At 61.5% G+C, this 20,597-nt stretch carries 17 protein-coding genes, 1 tRNA gene and 2 pseudogenes (1 of these 20 running past the window's edge); 11 read left to right on the top strand and 9 right to left on the bottom strand.

The features are described from left to right. Positions 1–379: pseudogene (locus tag AC07WS_RS07245) on the bottom strand (leucyl/phenylalanyl-tRNA--protein transferase); it reaches 424 nt to the left of the window's first position. Then, positions 376–957 (bottom strand): NUDIX hydrolase, encoded by a 582-nt coding sequence (locus AC07WS_RS07240; protein WP_494728387.1) that lies wholly within the window; start codon positions 955–957, stop codon positions 376–378. The pseudogene AC07WS_RS07245 and the gene AC07WS_RS07240 overlap by 4 nt, the downstream one beginning before the upstream one ends. 171 nt (positions 958–1,128) lie before the next feature. Here AC07WS_RS07240 and AC07WS_RS07235 point away from each other — a divergent pair. Together AC07WS_RS07235 and AC07WS_RS07230 are read left to right on the top strand one after the other, a co-directional pair. After that, a tRNA-Met gene (locus AC07WS_RS07235) sits at positions 1,129–1,205 on the top strand. Positions 1,206–1,283: 78 nt separating this feature from the next. Continuing rightward, positions 1,284–2,825 carry a tyrosine-type recombinase/integrase gene (locus tag AC07WS_RS07230; protein WP_494728386.1) on the top strand — a complete coding sequence of 514 codons (1,542 nt, stop codon included), beginning with the start codon at positions 1,284–1,286 and terminating at the stop codon, positions 2,823–2,825. A gap of 4 nt (positions 2,826–2,829) precedes the next feature. Here AC07WS_RS07230 and AC07WS_RS07225 read toward each other — a convergent pair whose 3' ends face one another. Both AC07WS_RS07225 and AC07WS_RS07220 read right to left on the bottom strand, forming a co-directional pair. Further along, on the bottom strand, positions 2,830–4,578 hold the full coding sequence (locus AC07WS_RS07225; protein ID WP_494728385.1) for a P-loop NTPase fold protein: 1,749 nt from the start codon (positions 4,576–4,578) through the stop codon (positions 2,830–2,832). Between the two features lie 49 nt (positions 4,579–4,627). Continuing rightward, positions 4,628–5,248 carry a hypothetical protein gene (locus tag AC07WS_RS07220; protein ID WP_494728384.1) on the bottom strand — a complete coding sequence of 207 codons (621 nt, stop codon included), beginning with the start codon at positions 5,246–5,248 and terminating at the stop codon, positions 4,628–4,630. 90 nt (positions 5,249–5,338) lie between these two features. On the opposite strand from AC07WS_RS07220, the pseudogene AC07WS_RS07215 reads away from it, so the two are divergent. After that, a pseudogene (locus AC07WS_RS07215) lies at positions 5,339–6,793 on the top strand (DNA cytosine methyltransferase); the annotation flags it as partial. A gap of 24 nt (positions 6,794–6,817) precedes the next feature. Here the strand turns inward: AC07WS_RS07215 and AC07WS_RS07210 are convergent. Further along, positions 6,818–7,333, bottom strand: coding sequence for a GNAT family N-acetyltransferase (locus AC07WS_RS07210; RefSeq protein ID WP_494728935.1), 516 nt, complete (start codon positions 7,331–7,333; stop codon positions 6,818–6,820). 42 nt (positions 7,334–7,375) lie between these two features. Here AC07WS_RS07210 and AC07WS_RS07205 point away from each other — a divergent pair, with 42 nt between their 5' ends. From AC07WS_RS07205 to AC07WS_RS07190, 4 genes are all read left to right on the top strand, one after another. After that, positions 7,376–10,306: an AAA family ATPase gene (locus AC07WS_RS07205; RefSeq protein WP_494728934.1), complete on the top strand. Its 2,931-nt coding sequence runs from the start codon at positions 7,376–7,378 to the stop codon at positions 10,304–10,306. Between the two features lie 50 nt (positions 10,307–10,356). After that, complete coding sequence (locus AC07WS_RS07200; RefSeq protein ID WP_494728383.1) at positions 10,357–10,707, top strand: hypothetical protein; 351 nt, start codon at positions 10,357–10,359, stop codon at positions 10,705–10,707. A 124-nt stretch (positions 10,708–10,831) separates the two neighbouring features. Continuing rightward, complete coding sequence (locus tag AC07WS_RS07195) at positions 10,832–11,965, top strand: DUF3800 domain-containing protein (RefSeq protein ID WP_494728382.1); 1,134 nt, start codon at positions 10,832–10,834, stop codon at positions 11,963–11,965. A 117-nt stretch (positions 11,966–12,082) separates the two neighbouring features. Beyond that, complete coding sequence (locus AC07WS_RS07190) at positions 12,083–12,817, top strand: GIY-YIG nuclease family protein (protein ID WP_494728381.1); 735 nt, start codon at positions 12,083–12,085, stop codon at positions 12,815–12,817. Here AC07WS_RS07190 and AC07WS_RS07185 read toward each other — a convergent pair. The 3 genes from AC07WS_RS07185 to AC07WS_RS07175 all read right to left on the bottom strand — a co-directional run bounded on the left by AC07WS_RS07185 (position 12,814) and on the right by AC07WS_RS07175 (position 16,440). Then, positions 12,814–13,134 (bottom strand): hypothetical protein, encoded by a 321-nt coding sequence (locus AC07WS_RS07185; protein WP_494728380.1) that lies wholly within the window; start codon positions 13,132–13,134, stop codon positions 12,814–12,816. The genes AC07WS_RS07190 and AC07WS_RS07185 overlap by 4 nt on opposite strands. A 101-nt stretch (positions 13,135–13,235) precedes the next feature. Continuing rightward, the gene (locus tag AC07WS_RS07180) at positions 13,236–13,817 is read right to left on the bottom strand and encodes a hypothetical protein (protein WP_494728379.1); all 582 of its coding nucleotides are present in this window, start codon (positions 13,815–13,817) and stop codon (positions 13,236–13,238) included. 160 nt (positions 13,818–13,977) lie between these two features. Beyond that, positions 13,978–16,440 (bottom strand): type IV secretion system DNA-binding domain-containing protein, encoded by a 2,463-nt coding sequence (locus tag AC07WS_RS07175; RefSeq protein WP_494728378.1) that lies wholly within the window; start codon positions 16,438–16,440, stop codon positions 13,978–13,980. Positions 16,441–16,732: 292 nt separating this feature from the next. On the opposite strand from AC07WS_RS07175, the gene AC07WS_RS07170 reads away from it, so the two are divergent. Both AC07WS_RS07170 and AC07WS_RS07165 read left to right on the top strand, forming a co-directional pair. Continuing rightward, positions 16,733–17,302, top strand: a complete 570-nt coding sequence (locus AC07WS_RS07170) for a hypothetical protein (RefSeq protein WP_494728377.1) — start codon at positions 16,733–16,735, stop codon at positions 17,300–17,302. Positions 17,303–17,349: 47 nt separating this feature from the next. Further along, positions 17,350–17,943: a hypothetical protein gene (locus AC07WS_RS07165; RefSeq protein ID WP_494728376.1), complete on the top strand. Its 594-nt coding sequence runs from the start codon at positions 17,350–17,352 to the stop codon at positions 17,941–17,943. A 52-nt stretch (positions 17,944–17,995) separates the two neighbouring features. Here the strand turns inward: AC07WS_RS07165 and AC07WS_RS07160 are convergent, their stop codons facing one another. Continuing rightward, positions 17,996–18,547 (bottom strand): helix-turn-helix domain-containing protein, encoded by a 552-nt coding sequence (locus AC07WS_RS07160; RefSeq protein ID WP_494728375.1) that lies wholly within the window; start codon positions 18,545–18,547, stop codon positions 17,996–17,998. A gap of 478 nt (positions 18,548–19,025) precedes the next feature. Between AC07WS_RS07160 and AC07WS_RS07155 the strand changes: the two genes are divergently transcribed. Then, positions 19,026–20,168, top strand: coding sequence for a site-specific integrase (locus AC07WS_RS07155; RefSeq protein WP_494728374.1), 1,143 nt, complete (start codon positions 19,026–19,028; stop codon positions 20,166–20,168). Positions 20,169–20,223: 55 nt separating this feature from the next. Then, positions 20,224–20,595 (top strand): hypothetical protein, encoded by a 372-nt coding sequence (locus tag AC07WS_RS07150; RefSeq protein ID WP_494728373.1) that lies wholly within the window; start codon positions 20,224–20,226, stop codon positions 20,593–20,595. Positions 20,596–20,597 lie beyond the last annotated feature (2 nt).

The raw sequence follows: 20,597 nt of genomic DNA, 5'->3' as shown, positions 1-20,597 counted from the left end.
GTCCGCCCCCCCCCCCCCCCCCCCCCCCCCCCCCCCCCCCCCCCCCCCCCCCCCAGGCCCGCATCACCTGCTCGAAGGCGCTGTCGAAGCGCACCTGCCAGCGGCCGCCAGCGGCCCGCTCGCGCTCGACCTTGCGCAGGGTCTTCCTCAGGCTGTCCGAGATGCGGAAGCGGTCGGTCATCAGCACCATGCGCGGATCGGTGCTCCACCACAGGATGGGCTGCCCTTCGGAAAACCAGGGGAAGATGCCGTGCCGGTAGGCCATCAGCAGGCGCTGCGGCGACAGGTCGGCGCCGGCCGCCAGCAGGCCGGGCGCATCGGTGGTCAGCGCCTCCGCGACGTCGGGGAAGGGGCTGTCGGTTTCTAGCCAGGGAATCACGTTGTCGAATTGTCCGAACGCATGTTGCGGAGTATGTCCTGGGTGTGGAAGCCGTAGCTGCCGCCCTCACGGATTTTGACGCGGTCGGCGAAGAACAGTTCCAGCGTGGTCTGGATGGTGGGGAAGGCCAGCTCGTCCCACGGGATCTCCGCCTCGCTGAACAGGCGCACCTCCAGGCTTTCCTCGCCGGGGGCGAAGTCCAGGTCCAGCAGTGTGGCCAGGTAGAACATGTGGACCTGGTGCACGCGCGCCACGTTCAGCAGCGAGAACAGCCTGCCCAGTGCGATGTTGGCGCCGGCCTCCTCCTGGGTTTCGCGAATGGCGCCCTCGGCGGTGGTCTCGTTGTTCTCCATGAAGCCGGCCGGCAGCGTCCAGTAGCCGTGGCGCGGTTCGATCGCGCGCTTGCACAGCAACACCTTCAGTTCGCCGTCGCGTTCCCACACGGGGATGGAGCCCAGCACCATTTTCGGGTTCTGGTAGTGGATGGTGGCGCAGTTGCCGCACACGTAGCGGGGGCGGTTGTCGCCGGCAGGGATCGCCAGGCTGACGGGGGCCGCGCATTCGGAACAGAATTTCATAGGGGCTAGCTCAAGTCGGTAGGTATGCTCATTTCGACTACTTTACACCGATTGACGCCCGTGCGGCATGCCCTATGCCTATAGGTAACTGCATTTATTCGGACTATCGCAGCCGATTTCAGGATTAATATTGCCTAACGTAAGGATATGCCCTATAATGATTACATCAGACGCGGGGTGGAGCAGTCTGGCAGCTCGTCGGGCTCATAACCCGAAGGTCACAGGTTCAAATCCTGTCCCCGCAACCAGAACACAGCAAGCCGTTGATTCTTTTAAAGGAATCAGCGGCTTTCGCTTTTCCGGGTGCGCCACCTAGTGAGCCACCTGTGCCAATCAAAGCCCCACGCCTCTACCGCAACCGCTGCGGCGTCTATTATTTCCGCGTCAAATCCGGCGGGAAAGAAAAACGGATCAGCCTCCGCACCAAGTGTTCCAAAACTGCTAACATTCTCGCTCTGCAACTCAACCTTGATTTGGAGCGGAGGCGGGACATGGGCGGACCCAAGCTGTCGGATTTCAATTTCGATGTCGAGGCGCTGCGCCGCTACGAGATCGCGCTCAAAAACGGAACCACCATCCGCACCGACGGCTCCGCCGAGGAGCATGCCCGCGCCATGGAGATGGTGGCCCAGATCGAGCGGATCGGCATGATCGATCCCGAGGACCGCCCAATGCGACGGCCAGTCAAGTCCGAGCCGCTCACGTTGGCCGTGGACAAGTGGCTCGCCAACTGCGCGGGCAAGAACGGCGAGCGCACCGTGGACACGAAGGTCTATCACATCAAGGACTTCTTGGAACGCTCGTTCCCATTGGTCGAATCCATCGAGCGCTGGCTCGCCGAGCATGAGAAGGTCGAGTTCAACAAGAAGCGGGCTCTGCGCGCATGGGAAGAAAACAAGGCCGCCGGCCGCCACGCCAGCGCCGACATCGAGGTCAACGCCATCGGCAAGCAAACCTTGGTCGAATACAAGAACGCCCTGCTCGCGATCCCACAGACGCCAAAGACCATCGACAACAAGCTCAACAGCCTGCACGACTTCTTCAAATACATGATCGGCCACGGCTTGCACACGGCGCTCGAAACGAATCCGGTCGAGGGCATGTTCATACAGACGAAGAAGTCGCGCAAGAAGACCACGAACCCGTATCAGCCATTCACGGCGGAAGCGCTCGCTACCCTGTTCGAGCCCAAGGCCTACCTCGCCGCGATGGACGCGCCGGACCTGTTTTGGGGACCGCTGCTGGGCATCCACACCGGCATGCGGATCGGCGAGGCTACGCAAATCCGCTGCGTCGATGTCCACCAAGCGCCTGGCAGCGGCTTGCACTACATACACGTCTACAAGAGCAAGACGCCAGGAGGCGTCCGCAACGTCCCGATCTCGGATGCCCTGATCGAACTGGGCTTCTTGGACTACGTCGGGGAGTGCCGGGCGGCCGGGGCGGATCGGCTGTTCCCGCACCGCGCGCTCATCAACCACAGCTATTCCAAGGAGCTGTCGGCGGGCATGCTGGAATACCAGCGCGCGCGGAACATCAAGGCGCCGCAGACGAGCTTCCACTCGTTCCGGGTCAACGTCATCACGCAAATGCACAACAACGACTCGAACACCGCCAAGGTCATGAAGATCGTGGGGCACGACGATGGCGGCGGCCACTCGGTGCATTGGGGCTACGTCCGCGACCTTCCCGACTTGAAGCCGATCGTGGACAACCTGGAATGGCCGATAGACGCGCAGGCCTTGCGATACGACGGCCGGTTCGCCGGCTTTTTGGCGAATCGGAACAATTGGGCTGCTGACAAAAAAACTCCGCAGCCCGCCACGGCCACAAAGTCCAAATCGGGGCGCAAGGCAAAAGCAGCTTGATTGGTCAGGCGGCCGGAAGCGTTGCGGCCGCCGGCTCCGCTTCCATCGGGCGCGGCCAGTCATGGACATCCAGCACCGATCCGACTTTGGCATGGACAAAGAGCAAACGAATCAAACGGCTTAGCCGCGAGGACTCGTCCTCGTGGCAAATCAAGCGACAAGCCTTGGCGAAGTTTTCCATCCCGTCGCCGAAGTCCGTCTCATACCCTGAACGCCGGACATACAGGTCCAGATTCTCCCGCATGAATTTTCTCAGGTCTTCCCCTGCCAGCGACCTAATCGCATTTTCGTAGGATTCTGGCGTCGCCTCCTGCAAGGCCGCCCGCTCCCCGCCACCCCAGCTATCGTTTGCGATTTGCAGGCAAGCATCCACTAGCGACGGCGTTGGATGCACGCGTCGTTCGGTTGCGATGAAGGCGGCCTTGATCTCTGGGTGCAGCGGTCGGTCAAAGATCGAGTCGTGCCGGAACTCCGCGCGCTCCACCGCATTGAACGCGCGCAGCCAATCGGCAAGCATGGCGTCGGCGATGGGGACGCCGCCGGGCAACTCGCTGATCGTTTCGTGCAGGCTCGACACAGTGTAGCCATCGAGCATATGCGCGACCCGCGCCACGGCCGTCGCCTCCACCAACAGCTCTGCGTCTGTGAGTGAAGGATGCCACATGTTCAACTCGTGGAAGCGTCGGCAGAGCGTCTGGGCGCCAAAGGCGTCCTTCTCTGCGACATATCGGTCCAAGATGGTTTTGACCTCTGCTTCGATGCGCAACCCCGACTTCAAGAACGCGACCACCATGTGCTCATATTCATCGCACGAGTTGATGTTCAATGATTCAAGCAGCTCCGACCAGCGCTTTTCTTTAGCCACCTCTTCGTCATTGGCGTTAGGTGGGCGCTGGCGATCCTCCATGGCATGGAGAATCCCGTTGAAATTCAAAACGAAATCGACCGATGGACCGTCCTCCAACCCGCGATAGTGGATAGCGCACATCAACACCGTCGAGGGCACCGCGCGTTGCAAGACTTCATCGTCCAGGTCCGACCGTCCGTCAAACAAACGGTTCACGGAGCGGATGATCTTCTGGATGATGCGGATATTGGAAATCTTGCATGTCTCGACGGCGCCTTGAATGTGGGACGCGTAGGGCGACGACTCCTCGCCGATGGCGATACCGAAAGCCTCCACCGGGGTCGTCTCCAAGGCGATCTCATGGTCGATTACCTTCTCGCGCAGCTTGTCCCACATGGCTTTGTCGTCAAGCTGGTCGGAGTTCAGAATCAGCAAAATGCGTGAGCCGTAGACCTGCGTGAACTCGTCGATGAAACCCATCACCTCTTCGATGTTGAGGTCCTTGTGCTTGCGTTCGATGTCGTCGATGACGATCACGCGGTTGCGCAGAATGGCCGGCACAGCCAGCAATGCGATTTCGTCGAGCGCCGCAAATCCAGGGTGCAAGGTCTTCAAGAATTTGGACGATTGCCGCCAAGCGCCAGTAATGACTTCGCGCGCGACGTGCCCCGTCTTGCTGTCTGGCACCGCGCTTTGAACGATTTTCATCTTCAACTGCAAGATGTCCTTGACGCCAAACAACGACACGTAAAGAGCGCTCTTGATCGCCTCATTGGTCGAATCCTTCTGCACCTCTCGCCACATGTGGCTTTTGCCCGATCCCCACTTGCCAGACAACGCGATCACGCCGTTGTCCCTGTCGTCAATCAACTGCTCGAAATTGGTCTTGGTGATCGCTAGCGACATGCGTGTTCCTGTTCAGACTGGACGGATGGATTGAATGTTTGACGGGCGCTCACGCGGCGCGGCGCGCGGGTGGAGTGGCCTTGCCCTTGCGGGCCACGCGGTCCAACTCTTTGGCCTCGGCCAAGTGGAACGCCCTCGCCGAAGCGTCGGCCACGCGCTCGCTGAACGCGCGCAGCGTCAGCTCCTCCGCCTTGCCCGTCAGCTTGCGGGCGACGATGGCCGCGCACATGTCCATCGGCCGGCCGTCCCGCTGGATGGAGAAAGGCCACGTTTCGATGGGCGTCGCCGTCGCAAGCCACGATTGGAAGCCGAGGATCGCTGGCATCGCCGAGCGCACCAGCCGCCTCTTGCCCGCGACCGCCTCCTCGAAGCGCGTGAGGTAGTCCTCGATCTCAGACGCGGGATATTTGAACTTCTTGGACACCGGCACGCAGGCGATGGATTCGAGGGACAGGGGATCGATGGGCCTGCGGTCTGCCGGCTTTTTCGCCAGTTCCTCGTCCCGCGCCGCGCGCGCCCGGTGCAGCGCCTTCTGCGACTCGCCCAAGATCAGCGAAGCCTCCGCGACTGAGAAGGCCGAGGCCATCTTCTGGTCCTCCGGCTTGGCCCTCAGCGCGGCCAGCAAGGCCGTGCCCTTCGCGATGTCCGACGGTGTCCGAATGTGCAGCATGCGCCTCCTCCATGTGTGTTGCGATCTTACCATGTTGCGTTTCCACCGAAACCCGGCCGTGACAAAGAGGACAAATGGGACAAGGGGGACATGCGGGACATGCCCCCGTCCGAGGCGGTTTTGGCCGCCGGCCCCGCCACACAATCGGCTCCATGGCAGGCGCATTTCGCTCCCGCCGAAGCGCGGGAGTTTGGCATGGGACAGGCGAGCGGACATCTTGATAACGGCGCGAACAGCCGCGCGCGCGGCGTCGCCACTCCATTGTCCGCCTGGTCCGTGATCGACAAGCTCGGCGAGCGCTCCATGGACCAAGACGGTGCCAAGGCCAGCATCCAGTTCGCCAAGCATGGCGGCGGGTGGATCGCCGAGTTCCGCTTCGTGCTGCGCTCCGGCGCCTGCCAAGCATGCACGCTGCCGCTGACCACGTCCAGCGACCGCTTCGCCACGCGCGCCGCCGCGCTCGCCCACGCCGCCGGGCGCCTGCTCGACTCCCTGCGCTCCGCCATCGAGGGGGACCGACTCGGCAAGGCCCAGCAGAAGGCCGTCGATGCCCTATCGGCTTGGGCCGGACAGTTCCTGGCGCCGGCCAAGGTGAAGCGCCGCCCCACCGGCCCCTTGGCCGGCATGCGCTTCCTGGATGTCTTCGCGGGGATCGGCGGGTTCCACCTGGCGCTGTCCTCGCTCGGAGCGGCCTGCGCCGGGGCGGTCGAGTTGGACAAGGAGGCCCGCGCGACCTACCAAGCGAACCATCCGGGCAGCTACCCGATGCATGCCGATGTCCGCGCCGTCGAGGCCGGCATGTTCGGCAAGGTGGACATCGTCTGCGGCGGCTTCCCCTGCCAGAGTTTCAGCGTCGCCGGAGCGCGCGCCGGATTCGACGATCCCGACAAGGGCGCGCTGTTCTTCGACCTCGCGCGCCTCGTTGGCGACCTGTCCCCGACCGTCGCCATCTTGGAGAACGTGGCTGGCCTGCGCAGCCATGACGGCGGCAAGACCTTCGACATCGTCTTGGACACCTTGACTCGGTTGGGCTACTCCGCCAGCGTCCGGCTGCTCAACTCCGGCTCCTTCGGCTTGCCTCAAATGCGGGAGCGGCTGTTCCTGGTCTGCATCCACGACCGCGCGCTGGCGAACCGCTCGGCCCCCTTCGTCTTCCCCACGGGCGCGGATGCGGCGAAGGTGGTCGCCGACATCCTGGGGCCGTCGGCGTCCGCGCCGCCATGCGCCCGGACGATGCAGCGGGCGAAGCCTGATCCGGCAACGCGGTCGGACAGGATCGAGGTGGTGGGTTTGATCGACGGGAAGCCAAGCCAGGGCTACCGAGTCGCGTCGGCGCTCGGCAAGGGCTTTACGCTGTGCGCCAACTCCGGTGGAGCCGGCGGCAAGACAGGCCTCTATCTGGTGGACAGCAAGCCCCGCGCCCTGACGCCAAGGGAGTGCGCGCGCATGCAGGGCTTTCCCGAAACCTTCGCGCCCCATGCCAACCGCAATGTCGCGCTGCGCCAGTTCGGCAACTCGGTGTCCGTGCCCGTGGTCGAGGCCATCGCGCGGGCGCTCCGCGTCGAGCAGTCAGCGCTTGGCAGTCCCGTCGTATCCCGCGCGCGAAAGCCGGTAGATCAAGTGGCCGTCCTGCCAGTCGGGCGGCCCGACATGGACTCCCCGGCGGCGGAATTTGAGGGCGCGCAGCAACGCGATGCTGGCGGCGTGGCTCGGATGGACAAAGCCAACCAGCGCCTTGGCGCCAAGCTCGGCAAACGCGATCTGGACCAGCATGGCGGCGATGGCCCTGCCAAGCTTGCGCCCCAAGAATCGCTTGCCGATCACGACGACAAGCTCTCCGTCTCCGCGTCGATTCGCCTTGGAAATCGAGGCGCGCCCGGCCACCTCGCCATCGACCTCGATGATCCAAGCCCCAAAAGAGCCCGGGGAAAACGACGCCACCCAATCGGCCTTGGACTTCGACGGCAGCGCGAGAAATCCTTTGACCTCGGGGTCGAACTCGATCTCCGCAATGGCGGTGGCGTCGGCGCGCGCAACCTCGCGGAGAAGAAAGTTGGCACCTTGCCGGGGGAGTTGAATGGCCATGCGCAGTCCCTAAAATGCGATGCCCCAGTATATGCCGAAAGGATGGCGTGTCGATCAATGAAGGGCTTGGGATCGCATCATCGGACGCCGGCTCCCGCCACCGCATTGCCCGCGATGATAGCCAAGCAGTTTGATCGCGCCAGTCATCCGCAAACGGGCATCAATTCGGCAGCGGCTAGCTTGGTGAAAGTTTTTTTACGACTTCAAGCCGGGTGTCTCGCAACGGCGTCTCATAGGAGAGCGGCGGTCAGCGAGGCCAATTTTGAGTTCGTTTTTTGGCGCCGTGCATCTTTGTCTCCCGACGTTGTCGATATGGAATACCATTATCCAAAAGGCAAAACAACATTTTTACTGTCCAAGGCGCGCATGGCAACGATACTGCAAGAGATTCAGAAGTGGTCCGATGAGCTCCCTGCTTGGCAGCAGCACGCCATCGCGAAGATATACGCGCAGGACGAGCTGACCCAGCAAGACTATGACGATGTGTATGCGCTGCTAAAAGCGGCCCATAAGATTGCAGCGCCAGAGAACCTCGTGGCGAGCAAGCTCGCGGCCGGTGAGGTCGCGGTCCAGCCAGCAGTCGGCCAGCTCATCCAAATCGCGGCGATCAAGAACCTGAGCAACGTGAATGCCTTGGCCGGCGGCCAGCGGCTGTCTCTCGGCGCGACGGGGTTGACGGTGATCTACGGGGAGAACGGATCGGGGAAGTCGGGCTATTCCCGCGTGTTCAAGCATGCTTGCCGCGCCCGCGACCGGCGCGAACCCATCCTGCCAAACGCCAACGAAGAACCCGGAACGGCAGGCCCTCCGCAAGCGACCTTCGAGCTGCGCGTGGATGGCGTCGAGCAGGAAGTCGAATGGACGTCGGGGCAAGTGGCCCCGGCGCTGCTGTCGTCCATCGCCATCTTCGATTCGCACTGCGCCCGAGCCTATTTGGACAACCACGGCGATTTCGCCTACGTCCCCTATGGGCTGGACATCCTCAAGAAATTGGTGGATGCCTTGGGGACGTTGAAGACGATGGCGACTAAGGAGCACGGGCAAAATCTGCCGGACTCGACCCTGTTCGCCGAGTTGGGCCAAACCAAGACCAAAGTGGGAACGCTGTTGTCGTCCCTTTCCGCCAAGACCAAGCCCGCCGACGTCGAGGCCCTCGCGATCTGGTCGGAGGAGAAGAAGGCCGAGCATGCGAAGATTGTCGCCGCGCTTAGCGAAGCCGATCCCAAGCTGAAAGCTCAGACGCTAAGGAATCAGGCGACTCGATTCGAAGGCCTGTCCACAAGAATTGACGCGGCCATCGCCCTGGTTGACGACACGCCTCTCGGCGCGCTGGTCGCGGCGGTCCACACCGCGAACGTCGCGAAGGACGCGGCTGAGCTCGCAAGCAAGGCGTTCAGGGAGACGCCTGGACAATTGCCAGGCACCGGCGAAGATGCTTGGAAAAAGCTGTTCAAAGCGGCGCGGTCGTTCTCCACCGAGTCGCACCCAGGCAAGGAGTTTCCGCATCTTGGGCCGGAGTCCGCGTGCCCGCTGTGCCAAAATGCTCTCGGCGCGGAAGGAGCGGCGCGGCTCGTCATGTTCGACGAGTTTGTCGAGCGCAAAACTGAGCAGGAGGCCAAGACGGCGAAGGATGCCGCCGACACCGCCATCTCGGACATCAAGCTCGCCAACTTGGACTTGTTGATCGACGAGACCTTGACCAATGAAATTGCCGCCCGAGATCAAAAGCTGGCCGAAGATTGCGCCGGCATCCAGAAATGGTTGACGGCTCGGCGCGCGTCGATGTTGGCCGCATGCCTGCCAACCGGGGACTGGGCCAATTTAGTTCAGTTGATCGAGAGCCCTGCACCGGCGCTCGTTGCCTTGAAGGACCAACTCATCGCCGACGCCGTTTCCTTGGAGGCGACCCTGGACGAGGCCGGACGCGCGAAGATGATCGCAGATCGCGACGAGCTTGACGCCAGCCGCCGCCTGTCCGAGTTGAAGGCGGCCGTCCTGCTCGCCATTGAGAAGCATGTCCTCACCGGCAAGCTCAATTCGTGCGTGACAGCGGCTGGTGGCACCACGCCGATCTCCAAGAAGGCAACGACGCTTTCCGACACGATGGCGACCAAGGAAGTCGTCGCCGCGCTCAACGCGGAATTGGAGAGCCTGAATGTCCATGAGCTCAAAGTGGTGATGAAGCCGGCCTCGGCCAAAGGCAAGACCCAATTCAAGCTTGCGCTGGAAATGCTGGGCAAGCGCGACGCCACCGAGATCCTCAGCGAGGGCGAGCAGCGGGCCATCGCGATCGCATCCTTCTTGGCGGAAGTCGGCTTGGGCAAGGGGCTGGGTGGCATGGTGTTCGACGACCCCGTCTCGTCGCTCGACCATTCCCGGCGCGAATATGTCGCCCGCCGCATCGCGAAAGAAGCGCTGTCCCGCCAAGTCATCGTCTTCACCCATGATTTGTTCTTCCTGAACGTGCTGGTCCACGAGGCGCGGGCGCTGGACATGGAGCCCGCATGCCGCAGCCTGCGCAGGGCTCCTGCGGGGTATGGCGTCGCTGACGAATCCATGCCATTCGAGGGCGCCTCGACCAAGGACAGGGTCGGTATTTTGCGTGTGATGCTGGTCGAAGCAACGCGGCTGCGTAAGGATGGGGACGACAAGGGGTATCGTCGCGAGGCCCGCGACATATACGCGCACCTTCGCATGTCTTGGGAACGCGCCGTCGAGGAGCTGCTCTTCAACAACGTCGTCCTGCGGTTCCGCAAGGGCGTGGAGACGAACCGACTAAACAAGGTGACGGTCGAGCCGGCCGACGTGGATACCATCACGAAGAACATGGGCAAGTGCTCCAACTACACCGGGCACGACGGCGCAATCCAAGCCAATCTCGCCATACCTCTCCCTCCCGAGATCGAACAAGACATCAAGGTCCTGGACGATTGGCGCAAAGTTGCCTCGGACCGGCTCAACAAGAAAAAATAGTTGCCACTTTTTTTGCGAGCTTGCCCCATTCGATTTGACAAGGAGACGCTATGCCGATGACCAGGGAATCCACCATTGATCCAATGAACACCGTTGCGCAACTGCTTTCGTATTTGCAGATTGAAGGCCACCTGGATGGCGTTGAAGTGCCCGATTGGGCGACAGGTGGGACATCCGTTGAAGAGCTCATGCTCGCGCTTAGAAAAGTCCGCGATGGCGAATGGCTCCAACCATTCTATCCGCTCCATGGACCGGCGGAGGCCGCCGACAGGTGGATCGGAGACTTCCTATCTGGGAAAGAAGTGGCTTCCCCCGGTGATAGAGGCGGGATTGGCGCCGTTTCACGGACAGACCTCACCGATTCATCGGAGCCGAAGAAGCGGTGGTGGAGCAGATCCTGAATTCTGCATGAAAGGCGCCGCACCATGGGACTGCCAGGCTAGCGGGCGTCCAACTCGTCAGAACTGCGTCGCCCTTCAAGGGGCGAGTTCCCACCGCTGAGTCCAGCTTCATTTGAAAGAGCATATGAAAATCAAAATTGATGCATCGGAAATGGGAAACCATCATCCTGAGCTCTTTGGCAACGACGCCGAATTGGTCCTCTACTACGATGAGACGAACAATGTCAGGAAATTGCGCCTGACGGAAAAAGGCTTGAATGTGGCAAAGCATGACAACTTCGTGCTTGGAGGGATCGTCCTGAAACCAGGGCAGTCAGTCGGAGACATCGAAGAGCTTAGAAAGCTCCTATGGATTCAAAAGACCGCCGAGGAAGTTAAATTTGACCTGGTGGCAAAGGGCGACTTCGAAAAGCTGCTGGATTCGGCCAAGTTGAACAAGGTGTTTGGATGGCTGGTCGAGCGCGGCATCGGCATCCACTACGTCAACGTCAATATTTTGAATTGGTTCATCTTGGACATTGTCGAGTCCTTGGTGGCTGATGACAGGTTCCGGGATTTTCTGCCTTTTCATCGCGAGATCAAAAACGAATTTCATCGCATGGCCATCGCTGATCTCCCGGCTTTCCTGACAATGCTTAGGAACTATGGATTTCCCGACATCGAGCGGAGCAAAACAAACGAGTTCATGGCCGAGATACGGGCAGTCGCCCAAAGGCATTGGCCGCTCCGCCCGAACCACGCGACAACAATGTTGAGTGATCTATTGAATCGCGCGCGGTCGTTGCCGGAACTGGCCTTCCTGGTTGACGAGACTCCAAACGAGCTCATCGATGGATTCAGTGGCTTTTTTCTCGACAGAATCTGCACGTTCAGAAACGCGCGACATGTGCTGGACGAGGAATATGAGATACAGGATGCGATAGAAAAATTCCAGTTGATGAACGGAGACCGCGAGGTGGACTTTTCCTTCGTCGATTCGAAGTCGGCTCCCGAAGTCCAACTGTCGGACATTGTCGTCGGCTTCTTGGGGAAATATTTCACGTTCATAGAGAGGACTCCCATGTCGGTCCTGCTTAGCAAACGCAAGGCTCTGACTCCAACGCAAGTGAGCACGTTGAAGTTGTTGGCGACCATGATCGACATTTCAGACAAGACCAGCAACGCGCTGCTCCATCGCATCACCACATTGGACAGCGACTGGAAGAGCGACTCGTTCCTATTTGGTCGAGCGCCGCCACCACACCTTCTCGAACGGTGAGTTGACGCGCTGCCCATAGACGCGCGCGTGGCGACACGCCGGCTTCGACATGACTTAGTCCGAAGCAGTATTCGAACACTGTAAACAATACGAGACCAATGGAAGGCCGACACGATCATGAAATCAACAGAACTTCTCCGCCACTTGTCAAAAAAAATGGGAACCGTCAGCGACACCGTGTTGGCATCGATCCTCGGGATAAAGCCACATGCGCTTCATCGTTGGCGCAAGGATGACACATCGCTCACCGCGTTGCAGGTTGCCAATGCGATCAACAATGCGCACAAGGCGGCGACGGTGCACGTTCACTCCCACGCGATTAGGCCCATAGTCGAATTCTTTCCCATCGACGCCGTGGAGGCCGGGTGGTCAGGAAATTCGCTCCAAGTCTTTGACACTGGCGACGACTGCGGAAAACATTTATACGGCTTGTTCGAAACCCTCACGAACGCAAAGTCTGGCCTTTATATTTTCTACGATACGCGGGGTCGAGCGCTGTATGCAGGACAAACCAAAAAACAGAATATTTGGAAGGAAATGAATCTCGCTTTCAACCGACACCGAAGCGGGCAAATCATGACCTTGGTTCGCCACCCGACAAGAGACGTGAGTTTCAAGTCCGCCCACATCAAGGTCCGCCAGCCAACCGACACCATGTTGAAGCTCTATGATCTGGCTGCATATTTCAGTGCTTACGAAGTCTTGCCTGACATGGTGGATGACTTGGAGGCCCTTCTAATCAGGGCATTCCCAAACGACATGTTGAATTACAAGATGGAGAAGTTTGCGAAAAGCGCGAGAAAGGCCGCCAAGACGAAGACGGCCAATTTGAAAAAGAAAGCTTCCCGCTAAGGACGCGTTGCGAAGATTGGGCTTCCAGGGCCGAACCAGCTTCCAGCGATGTTGTATTCGAAGAACTCGGCGGCGCCTTCCTTGTCCATGCCGTCTCGGCGCCGCAGTGTTTGAATGACCTTCGCCCGATCGTAGACGACGCAGTCCTCGCCGTCGCGTTCGGCGACGCCGATGATGGCGCCGTCGTGGCCGTCCAGGAACATCAACTCGCCGCCGCCAACGGCATCGATGCAGGCTTGGCGAAGCCTGGCTCCATCGCGCGCCGATCCGGCTTGCGGCCTTTCGGCCAAGGAGGAATCCCCTGTTGTTTTTCCCATGCTGCGCTCTCCTCTGGTTGCTGCGCTCTTCAACGCATTCCTTGTCGTATCCACGGTGGCCCTTTGCCACTCCCATTGCTCCTCCGCTCATGGCGCTCGGATTAAGGCCGCCGCCGCCGCGCCGCGCGGGCCGGAGCCACCGCAAGCGTGGTCTCGGATTCGGCCTCGGGAATCGGCGCTTGGGCTTGCTCCTTGTCCTCAGCGCTCGGGACTGAGACCATGGGGATTTCAACCATCAATGGGGCCATGAGCTCTCCCGCTTTCCACGCCGATGGCAGAGCCGCGCGGCCAAGGCGCACGGTTGGCACCCCACAATCCGTGGGGGCCGGGCGGACAGGACGCAGTGGTCCAAGCGCCGACTCCGAAAGCCTCGTCCAATCCTCATGGGTCAATTCCGTGACCTGCGCGAGCCGCGCTCGGCGACGGGCCGATGGGAATGGATTCAACCTCGCCAAGACCGCGCGCATCGCCGCGACCCAGCGGGCAGCGCCGCCAAGCTTCTTGGGTTGCTCTCGCTCGGTCCAATAATCGCTCCGCTCCGCCATCCATCCGTCCGGGTCCAAGTCCGGTCCAGGATCGAGCGCGATTTCGAATTCGATATGCGCGCCGTCGCGCTCGGTTGCCATCCCGCTTGGCTCCGCCATGTTTTTCTTCTCGTCGTTCGCGTCCAGTTTTTTTCGCATGCGTTCCCCATGAGTGTTGAGCAGAAGGGACTTCGGCTCCAACCTTGAATGCGGGCCGGAACGGGGCAAGTTAGAACGCGCCTCGCGGCGGAGCCGGCAAAAGTGAAAGCGGCCCAACGAAGGGCCGCTTGGATGGCATGTGGTCCGGCGTGGCGCCGCGCTATCGGCTCGCATCCTCTTCGCGCGCCGGATCGACTGCCTTCGCCGGTGTCCTGCGCGCTCCTGCCAATCGAGCCTTCAAGGTTCTGCGAGCGCGCGTGGCTCCGGCCCTCGCGCCGTCGTCAACCAAGGCATCGACCACTTGGCCCAGAAGCGAGACGCCGGACATGCCATCAATCCCTACCGCATGGAGCGACGATTCGAGGACCGCCTCTCCGAGCGGATCATCGTAGGCTTCTCCGTGTTGGCTGTCGTCCGTGTCCGGGTCATCATGCGCCGAGGCGTCGAAGCCGTCGAACATCGCCTCCAATTCGGCGAGCTCGATGGCGTCGCGCTCGGCCTGCGCCGACGAGGCCATGGAGGCGCGCTTGACCGGCGATGGCGTCGATCCCGGCGACGACACAGGCGGCGAGGTTGGCGCCGGACGAGAACTGCGTCGAGCGATCGAACCCACCTCCGCGCCCCCGTCCGACGGCGACGAGGCGGAGCCCGTCCCCGGCTCTCCCGGACTTGAAGGGGCGAGGCTTTGCCATCCCCGACAATCCGGCGCGCCGTCCTCCGTCGTGAACGACTCCGCCGGCGCTTCGGTGGTCGATGCCGCTATCGCTCCCTCGACCAATGCGGCAGAAGCCGGAGCAGATGGATCGAGAGCCAATGCTGGGCCTCCATCTTGCGTTCGCTCGCCGGCCGCCGCCTCGAGCGCCTCCACGCCGCCAACGCGGTCGGTCTCCGCTGGAATCGTTGGATGTTCCAGCCACTGCGCCGGCGCATGCGCGGGGCGCTCGCTGCGAATGCGATAGTGGGGCCAGACCAGCTCATAGGCCTCGCCGCCGGTGAAGAGGATCATCGCGACGCCTTTGCCGTCCGGGGTCAATCCAAGCCGGGAGGCGAGCTCCGATGGCTTGTAGAGCGGCACCTCATCGCGGCTGTAAGAAGTGGAAGTCGAGCGACCTGATCCCGCGCCGTGAGATATCGATACGTTCATCCTCTCGACCTCCCGCGCACCGAATGCTTTGCAGAGCTGCTCCGCAGTATCTCCGGGCATCATCTGGCCAACCAGAATGGACCCGCACATGCCGATCAACGCCTTGACCATGGCGGCGCCGTAGAGCTCTTCGAGCTGCGCGAAGTCCTGGCACGCGACGACGCAGCGGACGCCGCGCGACCGGCCAACCTCGAACAGCGCGCGCACCGGGATCCTTCCCATTTGGGCGAACTCGTCGGCGATGAACCAGATTTTCCGCTTGGGGTCGTCCGGCATCTCGACGCTGTTCACGATCGCGGACACGATGCCGACGATGCCCTCGACGTAGCTCTTCGTCAGTTCCGAATAGGAGCCATGGCCCTGCAGGACGACTTGCGGGAACGCCGAGTGCCCAAGCGTCCATTCCAGGAAGCTGATCCTGCGCTCGGCCGGCACGGAACCCCAAGCCTCGGCCAAGTCGAAAATCGGCGCGCAAAACGCGGCGAGGTTGATGAGGATGCCGGCGGTCGTCACCGACGCCTTCTCGACGGCCCTGACGGCCTCGGGATGCCAGCGCCGCATGATGGGCAGCAATTCGGACTGTGGCAGCGACACGAGGCTCCTCAGCTCGCGCCATCCCCAAGCCTTGCCAAGCGTGCCCTTCAAATACACGAGAAGCCCAACCAAGAGCTGCTTGGCCGCGTTGGACCACATCGGATCGCTGCTGTCGCGAACCATGCACGAGGCGAATCGTCGCATGTCCAAAATATTCCGCATGTCTTTGGCGATGTCCCATGCCAAGCTTCGGGCGTCCCATGGCGCGATCAGCGCGGGGCCGCCGAAGCCGGAGGTGAATTCCCCCTTGGGGTCGAAGATCAGCATTTGCTCGCGCGCCTGCGCGACCTTGTCGATCAGGGGTTTGATCGCCGTGCTTTTTCCCGAGCCGACTCCGCCGACCACCAGGAGGTGGCGGGTCCAAAGGTCCGCCGGATAGGACACTCCTGGGGCGATCTCATGGTCCGGGCGCCGGCGGACCTGTCCCGCCAACTTCGCGGCCAAGCGCGATGGCGCCTCGGGACCAGAATGTCGAATGGCTCCCCGTATGTGGATGACGCCATCGCGCGGCCGCAGCATCGGCGCGGCGAGCAGGATTGCAGGCATGGCGGCGACTCCGGCCGCGACCACGCATCTCCCCGCCATTCCCACCTTCTCGGCAATGGGCAGTCCCGCCAGATGCGCCGCATAAAAGCGCGCGGACTCTGCGAATAGGTTGGGAAACAACCCGTGCGCGCCGCAGCGCAGCCAATATCCGACATGTTCCGACAACGCTCCGCCAGGAAGCGGCAGTCCGGGCAGCGGCCTCCACGCCGCAGCCAAGGCGAACGCTCCGGCCACCGCCCCGGCGATGCAGCTCGTGGCGATCCAATCGCCAGGCCTAACGCGCAAGACGGATGGCGCTGGCGGCGGCGATTGCCCCCAATCGAAATTTGTTTTTTTCATGTGGCCTCCGAGGTTGTCCTGCTTGAAGGCCGGTGGCGGGCATGGCTTGGAGGATGGAGGCGACGCGCGGAGGAGCGTTGGCGCGGGTGGATAGGTCGCCCGGGATGCCTCGCGTCGGCGAGCGGCGAATTGGCGACGATGCGCGGCTTCATTCCGCCGCCGGTCGGGCGCATGGCGAAAACCCCTAATGACCCGCCATCACATCGGCATTAAAAGCCAGAGGGGAGCGCCGACTCCGCTCGATCGAGGGGCATCCACGTCCCGTCCCACAAGACCAACATCAAGGAAACACATGACGACATACGCGACGACGCAGGAATTTTTCAACGAATTCGAAGCGCTGCCGAACCGAGTGAAGCTCGCGCTGGAGACTTACGCAAGCCGCTGCGCTGTGGGCACGCATTATTCAGACTCCATGGACCTCATCCATGAAGTGTTTTTCCGCGTGCTGGACGGCCGGCGCCATTGGCCGCGCAACGTCGATCTCGCGGCCTTCCTGGCCAACTCCGTCAAGAGCTTGGCCAGCTCATCTCGCCAGCTTGCGGAGAACAAAAACGTTTCGCTGGCGTCCATCGAGCATCAAGAGGATGGCGCCGAGCCGATGCGCCATGAACCTGTCATGTCGACCGAGGATCTGGCGATCGAACGCGAGCGATCGCGCATTGCGGACGCGGCCGCAAAGTTCGCGCGCTCATTTTTTCAAAGCGATGTGGATGCCATTCGCGTGCTCAATGGCATTTACGCCGACATGACGCCAAAAGAGATGAAGCAGGCGTTCGCTCTCAGCGACAAAGAGTTTGCGGCGGCGCGCCAGCGCGTGATGTTTCGTCTGAAATCATTCGCGGCGCTCCATCCCCATTGATTCCCAGCCAAAACTTCGCGAGAATCCTCCCACACACAGGACATGCCATGGACAGAAAAAAAACCAGCCCCGATGCAACTGGCGATCAATATGCCAAAGCCGCTGCCGGCGGCGCCTCGACCGCGATCCATGACCTGCTTGGGATGACTCCCGAGGAGGTGGAGGCCGACATCGCGTCGCGGGGGAAAACAGTGACAGGCGTGTTGAAGCGCTTTGGAACCATGGAGCGCAAGGCGGCCGCGCAGTTCTTCCACCAGCGCGGCCAAGGCTCCTCATTGACCAAGGGCGACTATCGCCTCGACCTTTCCGGCTCAGCTCATTTTCCGGCATCGGGGGCCGAGCCCGATTGGTCGGCCGTGGTCGTGATAGCGGCGGTCCTCGACGCTGGCGACGCGGAGTTGTTGAACGACGGCCGGTTGGAAATGCAAATCTTCTTGGACACCAAGACTGCTCCGCGCGATGGAGACATCGTCCTCGCGTCCATCCAAGGAGAGGGACAGGCGCTCAGGCGCTTCCGGCGATTCGGGTTGGACCTCGCCTCGCTTGAGCCGCTCGCCGACAGGTTCTCTCCCGCAGACAGTGGGCACCTATCGCAAATGGTCATTTATGGCGTGGTGGTCGGCAAAGCGACTCCCATTTGACTTCGCCGCAAATGCAGAGAGGCCGGGCATCCAAGCCCGGCCTCTCTGCTTTCTAGTTGGCGCCGGTCGATCGCGCTTCCCTGACCGACATCAGCGCCTCGCGGTGAACCCGCGCGCCTCGCTCTGCCGGGGTCTCTCGCGTTAGCATCGCGGCGGCTCGCCGCTCGCTGTCGAGCCGCATCGATTCAAGAATTTGGCGTTTGATGCGGGCCGCCTGCTCCTTGGGCGTCTCGGCGCATTGCGAGATCAAACTCTGCTGGGCCTCTTCCTCCGCCTGGGATTGGACCACCTGGGCCGGTGAAGCGACGGCCTCGCCCGCATCCGCGCAATACCATCCGACGAAGTCGGTCAGCTTCACCATGATGACGTTGCCCACGCGCCGGTGGGCGATCGGAAAACGGCCCTCGCGGATCTGGGCATGGATCGCGGTCGTCGAAAGTCCTAGCATTCCGGCGACCTGGCCGACTTTCAAGAAAAGAGACGTTATCCGGTATTGGGCCGCAAAGGCTGCGCGCGCGGCCTCCATCTGGGCTGAAACCTCAAGCTGTTCCAACAACGGAGCCGATGAAGTGGTTGAAGGATTTGGATCATGGACATCGTGCATGCGCGCCTCCGTCAAATGGGGACATTCCCTCTTTGAATGCGGATGCCAAGCCAGTCCTTAGCGCGGGAGGATCAAGAACCTCGGCGCGAGTTGTGGGAATTGCGCGTCGAAAAAACAACGCTTGCAGAAAAGCCGACGAACGGCATGAGGCAACGCGAGGCAAGTGAATCTGGCCGGACTTTCCATTTTCGGCCGTTTCAGCCCTCAAAAGCCTGCATAAAGATATTTAGTGCTGGAGCATGACGCGGCCTTTAGGGTGCCTTTAGGGCGGGGCGGATGGCCGCCGCGATCATCAGCGCTCGCTGACCCCGCAAAACGCCGACACCTAGGCCATTGATATCAAAGGGGATTTCCGAGAACGTTTTTTCGAGGCCCAGCGCGCGGCATTTCGAAAAATAGGTCTCGCCGCGCGACACCCCCTGAGCCCGCCCCAGTTGGCCCGCATACATCGTCGGGACAACTCAATGACGGAGACGAAATGAACAAAAAGAATTTCAAACACATCACCGAGCGAATCGGCGCGGGCGGCGTCGCATACCAAGCAGACTTTCGCAAAAAAGGGATGTCCAGGATTCGCCAAACGTTTTGCACCCTGGCCGAGGCGGAGACATTCATCGAGCAATGCGAGACCAAACATCGCGAAGAGATGGCTCGCATATTCGATCCATTCGCTTCGCTGCCAGCCAGTGGGAATTTCAAAGACGAGCTTTTGAGGACCACCCTCGGGCTGTTCAAAAAGAGCGACGATTTCTTGCCTCGCCACGCCGCCATATTTCCCACTGTGGACAACACCGTCGGCGCGGTGACGATCGGAGGACTCTGCGCGAACTGGATACGCTCTCATCTAGCGAAAATGGCAAAGACTCAAACGAGGCGCGGAACTCCCTACGTCGCATCGACGATCGTCGGGCATTTGAAGCTCGTCAAAATTGCGATCAACTGGCGCGCGAAGCAACTCGCGGCGCCGGCGCCGGAATTCGCGCTCGACAGCAAGGTGCTCCCCATCGGCTGGGATGTCGAGCGCGCGCGCCGTCTCGAATTCGGCGAGGAGCAAGCGCTCATGAAAGAATTGCGCGCCTACGCCAAACGCGGCAAGGACGACGACCGAGTGCGGAGGTATCAAGTCCGCCTGCTCGTGCGGCTTGCGATCGAGACCGGGGCGCGGCTTCAAGAGCTCGTGAAAGCCGAGTGGAAACACTTCTATCGCAGCGAGCCCAAATACCGCGTCTACGCGCGACACCTCGATCGCTGGCGGATCTGGGCCCTGCACACCAAAGTCAAAAAGCCCCGGAAGGTTCCACTTTCGCCCACCGCGATATTGATCGTGCGCGTTCTTAAAAAACTCGCAGATCCCGCTAGTCCGAGGGTTTTTCATCGGTTGGGGGAGCCGAACACCGTCTCCGCCACTTTTCACAACGTTGTGGAGCGGGCCGCGATCGACGACTTCCGCTTTCATGATTTGCGGCATGAGGCTATCTCGCGCATGGTTCTTCATCCCGACCGCTACTCCGCGAACTTCTTGATGGACATTGTGGGCCATGCCGAATACAAGACCTTCCGCCGATACCTCACCGTTCGCGACAGCGAGATGGACGGGTTCATGAGGCGCGCGCGGTCCTGACTGGACATTCTGACAAAAGCCCTCCGGCCCCGCATTCATGGGAGGGAGGGCCTCCATGGCAATCGACGAGCAAAAGAAGAAGGCGGCCAAGAGCGAGCGAAACCGCCTCGACTACTTGAAGTCCAAAGAGGAGCGCGACATCGTCTTGCTCCGGCTCGATCCGGGCGGCCGCGCCGCATTGGACAAGGCCAGCAAGGCGGCCGGACTGAGCCGCGCCGCCTTCGCCCGCATTTACCTCATGCCCCTCGTCGAAGTTCTGGCCGAGCGCGCGCCGGCGATCGACGCGGCCAGAAAGGCCTCCGGCCAAAGCTTGCCCACCTTCCTTTCTCGATCGCTCGACCAAGCGCTCGCTCCGAGGGCTGTCGTGGCAGACCCTGCGGCTGACATGGTGGCGCAAGAGTTCCAAGACCTATTCGGCATGGGCTAGAC

Source organism: Duganella sp. GW821-FHT01E12 (genome assembly GCF_059422325.1).
The sequence above is the reverse complement of the archived record's forward strand: the minus strand, read 5'-3'. Positions and strand labels throughout refer to the sequence as shown.